This is a genomic window from Streptomyces sp. NPDC001292, assembly GCF_042896465.1.
GTDB lineage: Bacteria > Actinomycetota > Actinomycetes > Streptomycetales > Streptomycetaceae > Streptomyces.
Genome location: NZ_JBIAXG010000013.1, coordinates 26921 through 32736, shown reverse-complemented (window position 1 = coordinate 32736; position 5816 = coordinate 26921). Strand labels below are relative to the sequence as shown.

General features: G+C 74.5%; 5 protein-coding genes. 1 reads left to right on the top strand and 4 read right to left on the bottom strand.

The genetic code is table 11. The features are described 5' to 3' along the window. Window positions 1-332: 332 nt before the first annotated feature. Both ACFY4A_RS16250 and ACFY4A_RS16245 read right to left on the bottom strand, forming a co-directional pair. The gene (locus tag ACFY4A_RS16250; RefSeq protein ID WP_390830084.1) at window positions 333-758 is read right to left on the bottom strand and encodes an SSI family serine proteinase inhibitor; all 426 of its coding nucleotides are present in this window, start codon (window positions 756-758) and stop codon (window positions 333-335) included. A gap of 99 nt (window positions 759-857) precedes the next feature. After that, window positions 858-1409, bottom strand: a complete 552-nt coding sequence (locus tag ACFY4A_RS16245) for an FHA domain-containing protein (RefSeq protein WP_390830083.1) — start codon at window positions 1407-1409, stop codon at window positions 858-860. A gap of 173 nt (window positions 1410-1582) precedes the next feature. On the opposite strand from ACFY4A_RS16245, the gene treZ reads away from it, so the two are divergent. After that, on the top strand, window positions 1583-3337 hold the full coding sequence (gene treZ / locus ACFY4A_RS16240; RefSeq protein ID WP_390830082.1) for a malto-oligosyltrehalose trehalohydrolase: 1755 nt from the start codon (window positions 1583-1585) through the stop codon (window positions 3335-3337). 25 nt (window positions 3338-3362) lie between these two features. Here the strand turns inward: treZ and ACFY4A_RS16235 are convergent, their stop codons facing one another. Next, on the bottom strand, window positions 3363-4316 hold the full coding sequence (locus ACFY4A_RS16235) for an aminoglycoside phosphotransferase family protein (protein WP_390830081.1): 954 nt from the start codon (window positions 4314-4316) through the stop codon (window positions 3363-3365). 46 nt (window positions 4317-4362) lie between these two features. Continuing rightward, window positions 4363-5490, bottom strand: a complete 1128-nt coding sequence (locus tag ACFY4A_RS16230; RefSeq protein WP_390830080.1) for a M24 family metallopeptidase — start codon at window positions 5488-5490, stop codon at window positions 4363-4365. Window positions 5491-5816: the final 326 nt, after the last annotated feature.

Here is a 5816-nt window from a genome sequence, read left to right as displayed (position 1 = left end):
CGCGCCGTGCCCCACCCGCCGGCCCGCAGCCGCCCACGGCGAAGGCATCGGCCCGTCCGCGCGTCCCAGCGGGCACGCCCGCCACCGCGCCTCACGCTCGACAGCGGCCGGCCCCTGTGACCCCGCCCCCACCTTGGGCACACCACCGCGTACCGCACGGCGCCGGACGTCCTGGCCTCAGCCACGCGCCGTGCCCCACCCGCCGGCCCGCAGCCGCCCACGGCGAAGGCATCGGCCCGTCCGCGCGTCCCAGCGGGCACGCCCGCCACCGCGCCTCACGTACGGCAGCGGTCCGCCCCGCACACGCGCGCGTGTCGGACGCGCGGTGGTGCTCAGGTGCCCACGGCGAAGACGTCGCCCGTTCGGGCGTTCATTTCGCAGGTGTTGGAGAAGGTTTCCGTGTAATGGACCGTTCGGCCCTTCCACCGGCCCCGCGCGTTGGCGGTCACGGGGGCGTAGATCATCGGGCAGAGGACGTCCCGGTGGGGGATGCCGTGGATGTCGCCGCCGGACGAGCGGAGCTCGGTGCAGGCGCCGGCCGCGTGGGCGTGGCCCCGGGGCGGGTCGCACAGGAGCAGGGCACCGCGGACGTCCCCGGAGCGGGCGTCGCCGTGGGTGACCGTGACGTAGAGCCAGTCGGACTGGCTGGTGGACCGGTGGGCGGCCGGGGCCGGGGCGGCGCCGGCGAGCAGGAGGGCGGCCGCGGCCGTCAGGCCGTGCCGCAGGCGGGTCGTGGCCGCCTTGGTGAGGTGGGTCATGCCCGGTGTATCGGCACGGCCGCCCACGTGTTCCACCCCGGCTCACCCGAACGTGAGCACACACGCGCGTGCCGCCCGGCGAGTTCCCACACGGCCGGCTCAGCTCGCGGAGAGTCGGAACGCCACCTGTCCGAACCCGACCTGGTCGCCCTCGCGCACGACGGCCGCGCCGACCACGCGCCGTCCGTTGACGGTCGTGCCGTTGGTCGAGCCGAGGTCCCGCAGCACCCACATGCCACCCTGGTGGCGCAGTTCGGCGTGCACCCGCGAGACCGTCTCGTGGGTCAGCCGCAGACCGCTGGCCGGATCGCGCCCTATGCGCAACGGGTGACCGCTGCCGGGGAGCGGCAACAGCAGCTTGGGCAGCCGCTCGGCCTGCCAGGCCCGGCGCAACCGCACGGTGAAACCGGACACCGCCTCGACCGTGCCGAACACCAGCCGGGACACGCGCCCCTCGGTGCGCAGATCGGAGGTGAGCGCGGCGAGTTCGTCCAGCCGGCGGGCGGCCAGGGCCAGCTCCATCCGCCGTACGAACGTGTCGTGCGACAGCCGTCCCATCGCGACGCCGTCACGGAGCACCTTCAGCGCCTTGTCGCGCTGCGCGTCGGACAGCCGCGCGGGGTACGTGTGGGGCTCAAAGGGCGACGTCACGTTGCTGATTGTCGGTCAGTCCACCCCCCGTGTCCAGCTACCACGGAGGCGTGCACCAGCCACGCGGATCCGGCGACACCCGCCGTAAAAGGGGGAATTCAAAAGCGGATTGATCTCTTTTGGCGCACCATGGACGGGCTACGTCACGGTGAGCGAACGAAAGGGAACCGTCCGTGCAGTTCGAGGTGTGGGCACCACAGGCCGGCCGTGTGACGCTCCAGTGCGACGGCGCCACGCGCGCGTTGGAGCGCGATCCGGAGCGGGAGGGGTGGTGGACCGGTGAGGCCGAGGCACGCGACGGCTCGCGGTACGGATTCGCGCTGGACGACGGCCCGGTGCTGCCCGATCCGCGCTCGCCGCGGCAGCCGGACGGTCCGGACGGGCTGAGCGCCGTCGTCGAGCACGCGCGGTACACGTGGCGCTCCGCCGCCTGGGCAGGGCGCCCGCTGCCCGGCGCGGTCCTGTACGAGCTGCACATCGGCACGTACACGCCTGAGGGCACCTTCGACGCGGCCGCCGAGCGGTTGCCCCACCTGGTCGAACTGGGCATCACTCACGTGGAGTTGATGCCCGTGTGCCCGTTCCCCGGCCGGCACGGCTGGGGCTACGACGGCGTGTCGCTGTGGGCGGTGCACGAGCCGTACGGCGGCCCCGAGGGGCTGAAGCGCTTCGTCGACCGGGCCCACGAGCTGGGCCTGGGCGTGGTTCTGGACGTGGTGCACAACCACCTGGGCCCGTCGGGCAATCATCTGCCGCGGTTCGGGCCGTACTTCACCGACACCCACCACACCCCCTGGGGCGCCGCCGTCAATCTGGACGCCCCCGGCTCGGACGAGGTGCGCCGGTTCCTGGTCGGCAGCGCGCTGGCGTGGCTGCGCGACTACCGGATGGACGGTCTGCGTCTGGACGCGGTGCACGCGCTGGTGGACACGCGCGCGTGCCACTTCCTGGAGGAGCTGTCGACCGCCGTGCACGCGCTCTCCGCCGACCTGGGCCGCCGGCCGTTCCTGATCGCGGAGTCGGACCTGAACGACCCGCGGATCATCACCCCGCGCGCGGAGGGCGGTCTCGGCCTGGACGCCCAGTGGAACGACGACTTCCACCACGCGCTGCACTCGGCGCTGACCGGCGAGTCCCAGGGCTACTACGCCGACTTCGGGCGGGCCCCGCTCGCGGCGGTCGCCAAGACGCTCACCGGCGGCTACTTCCACGACGGGACGTACTCCGGCTTCCGGGGCCGCCACCACGGCCGCCCGCTGGACCGCACCCGGGTGGCCGGGCACCGGCTGCTCGGCTACAGCCAGACCCACGACCAGGTCGGCAACCGCGCCCGGGGCGACCGCCTGTCCCTGCTGCTCGCCGGCTCCCCAGGGCTGCTGGCCTGCGCGGCCACGCTGACGCTGACGGCGCCGTTCACGCCGATGCTGTTCATGGGCGAGGAGTGGGCGGCCGGCACGCCGTGGCAGTACTTCACCGACCACACCGACCCGGAGCTCGCGGAGGCGGTGCGCCGGGGTCGGCGGCGGGAGTTCGCCGCGCACGGCTGGGCGCAGGAGGACGTGCCCGATCCGCAGGACCCGGCGACCCGTGACCGCTCCTGCCTGGACTGGTCCGAGCCGCGGCGCGAGCCGCACGCGCGCGTGCTGGCCTGGTACCGGCGGCTGGCCACCCTGCGGCACGAGCAGCCCGACCTCACCGACCCCGACCTCGCCGACACCAAGGTGGCCTACGACGAGGAGGCCCGCTGGCTCGCCTTCCGGCGCGGGGACGTGCTGGTGGCGGTCAACCTCGCCAAAGCGCCGGCGGAGATCCCCCTCGGCAGCCGCCCCACCGAGGTACTGGCCGCCTGGGAACCGGTCGCGGCACCCGGAACGGACGGGGTGCTGCACGTGCCCGCGGAGTCGTGCGCGGTGCTGTTGCAGCACTGAGCACGGCACCGCGCCCGGGCGGCCCCTACTCCCCGGTGCCCCCGGGGTCCCCGGTGTCCTCCCGGAACTCCGTCACCCGCTCCAGCAGGATCGCCTCCCAGGCGTGCCGCAACTGGGACCTGAGGAGCGGCAGCGGGCCGTCGTCGCGGCCGTCGAGGCGTGCGGCGAGGCGGATCACGGTGTCGCAGCGGGCCAGCCACAGGCCGCGCAGGCAGGGCCGGGCGCTGTAGCCGGCGAGGGTGGCGGCGCGCACCGCGGCGGGGGAACCGACGGCGACGGCGACGCCGGCGATGTCCTCGGCGGGGTCGCCGACCACGGCGTCGGTCCAGTCGAGGACCCCGCGCACCCGGCCGTCGGCGCTCACCACCAGGTGCTCGCCCTTGAGGTCGTGGTGGACGAGCACGGCGGTACCGGGCTGGGCGGCGAGCTGGGCCGCGGCGGGCGCGGTGAGCTGGGCCATCCGCCCGGGGTCGAACTCGTCGGCGGCGCCGAGTCGTTCGGCGGCCTGCACGGCCATGCGGCGCAGCGCCTCCAGGGAGCGCGGCGCGGTGCGCGGGACGCCGAGCCTCTGGGCCTGCCGGGCGGGGACCTCGCGCAGCCCGGCGAACAGCCCGGCCAGGTCGTCCTCGCCGACGGCGGAGACGTCGTGCTCGCCGGCCGTGCCGCCGGTGATCCGGGTGTCCAGCGTGTACGTCAGCCCGGGCGCCCACTCGCCGTGCGCGACGCTGGCCGGAACGGCGACCGGAAGGTGCGGGCGGACCAGTTCGCGCAGCCGCAGTTCGCGGCGCTGGCGCGCGGCGGCCTCACGGTCGGGGGCCAGGCGCAGCACATGGCGGGTGCCGACCCACCAGGTGGAGTGCTCGCCGCCCACGGCGACGGGCCGCACGTCGGGTCCGGGGGCGGTGTCCTGGCCGTCCTTGAGCAGGGTGCGGACCAGTCTGCGAACGGTGTCCGCGGTGGGTGTCGGTGCCTGGGTCATCGTCGCGCCGTGTCGGTTGCGGTTGCGGGGTGGGGACTGCCGGTGGTCAGTCCACTATGACCATCTCTCGGGTCGTGTCGTTGAGGCGGCGGCCCCCGTCCTCGGTCACGGTGACGATGTCCTCGATGCGCACCCCGAAGCGGCCGGGCAGGTAGATGCCGGGCTCCACGGAGAAGCACATGCCGGGTACGAGGGGCTGCTCCTCACCCTCGATCATGTACGGCGGCTCGTGCGTGGTGACGCCGATGCCGTGGCCGGTGCGGTGGATGAAGAACTCGCCGTACCCGGCCCGGGTGATGACCGCGCGGGCGGCGCGGTCGACCTCCTCGCAGGAGACGCCGGGGCGCACCGCCCGGAAGCCGGCCTCCTGGGCCTCGCGGACGATGTCGTGCACCCGCCGCTCCTCGTCGGTCGGCTCGCCGACGTGCACGGTGCGGGTGGTGTCGGAGCCGTAGCCGTCCTTGAGGCCGCCGAAGTCGAGGACGACCATGTCACCGCGCTCGATGACGCGGTCGCCCACCTCATGGTGCGGGTTGGCGCCGTTGGGGCCGGAGCCGACGATGGTGAAGTCGAGCTGGGAGTGCCCGAAGCGCGTCAGCAGATCGGCGAGGTCGGCGGCGACCTCGGATTCGCGGCGGCCGGAGAAGCGCACTTTGCGGATCTCCTCGAACGCGGCGTCGGCGGCCGCCCCCGCCGCCGCGAGCAGTTCCACCTCGGCCGCGTCCTTCACCGCGCGCAGCATGGGCAGGGCCTCGGTGAGGGAGGCGTAGGAGGTCCCGGGCAGCGCCTGTTGCAGGGCGAGCAGGTGCATGGCCCAGGTGTTGTCGCTGATACCGAACCGGCCGCGGTCGTCGAGGAGGGCCGCGGTGACGGCGTAGGGATCGGTGCCGTCGGTCCAGTCGCGCAGGGCCAGGGCGAACGCGCCGGCCGCCTTGGCGGCATCGGGGGCCTCCAGGGTGGGCACGACGAGGACGGGCTCTCGTCCGGCGGCGAGTACGAGCAGCGTGAGCCGTTCTGTGACGGCGGTGGGCGCGTACCCGGTCAGCCACACCAGGTCCGGCCCCGGTGCCACCAGCAGTCCGGCCAGTCCGGCACCGGCCGCCGCGCGGGCGGCGCGTTCCAGCCGGGCCCTGTAGTCGTCGGCGGTGAAGGGCGCGAGCGCAATGCCGGTCATCCGGGCCTCCGTATGCGGCTGAAACGGTGAGGAAGGGTACGGGCAGCATCCTGCCCGGCCCCGCCGTGCGACGCGAGCCGATTGGGGATCTTGACGGCGGCGGTGCCCGGCCGTCTCCGCTCGGGCCCTGGAGCGCGCTCAGCCGTCGGACGAGGGGCGGGGCACGGGCCAGGGCGAGCCACGGGTCGGAGCACAGCTCACGAGTCAGGCCGACCACGGACCGAGGCGGACCACGTCCTGGTCGGGCCACGAACCAGAGCAGGCCACGAACCAGAGCGGGCCACGGGCCAGGGCGAGCCACGGGTCGGAGCACAGCTCACGAGTCA

Excerpts from the sequence above, each read along its gene's own strand:
- ACFY4A_RS16250 (WP_390830084.1), bottom strand. The coding sequence starts at position 758 with ATGACCCACCTCACCAAGGCGGCCACGACCCGCCTGCGGCACGGCCTG.
- ACFY4A_RS16235 (WP_390830081.1), bottom strand. The coding sequence starts at position 4,316 with ATGACCCAGGCACCGACACCCACCGCGGACACCGTTCGCAGACTGGTC.
- ACFY4A_RS16230 (WP_390830080.1), bottom strand. The coding sequence starts at position 5,490 with ATGACCGGCATTGCGCTCGCGCCCTTCACCGCCGACGACTACAGGGCC.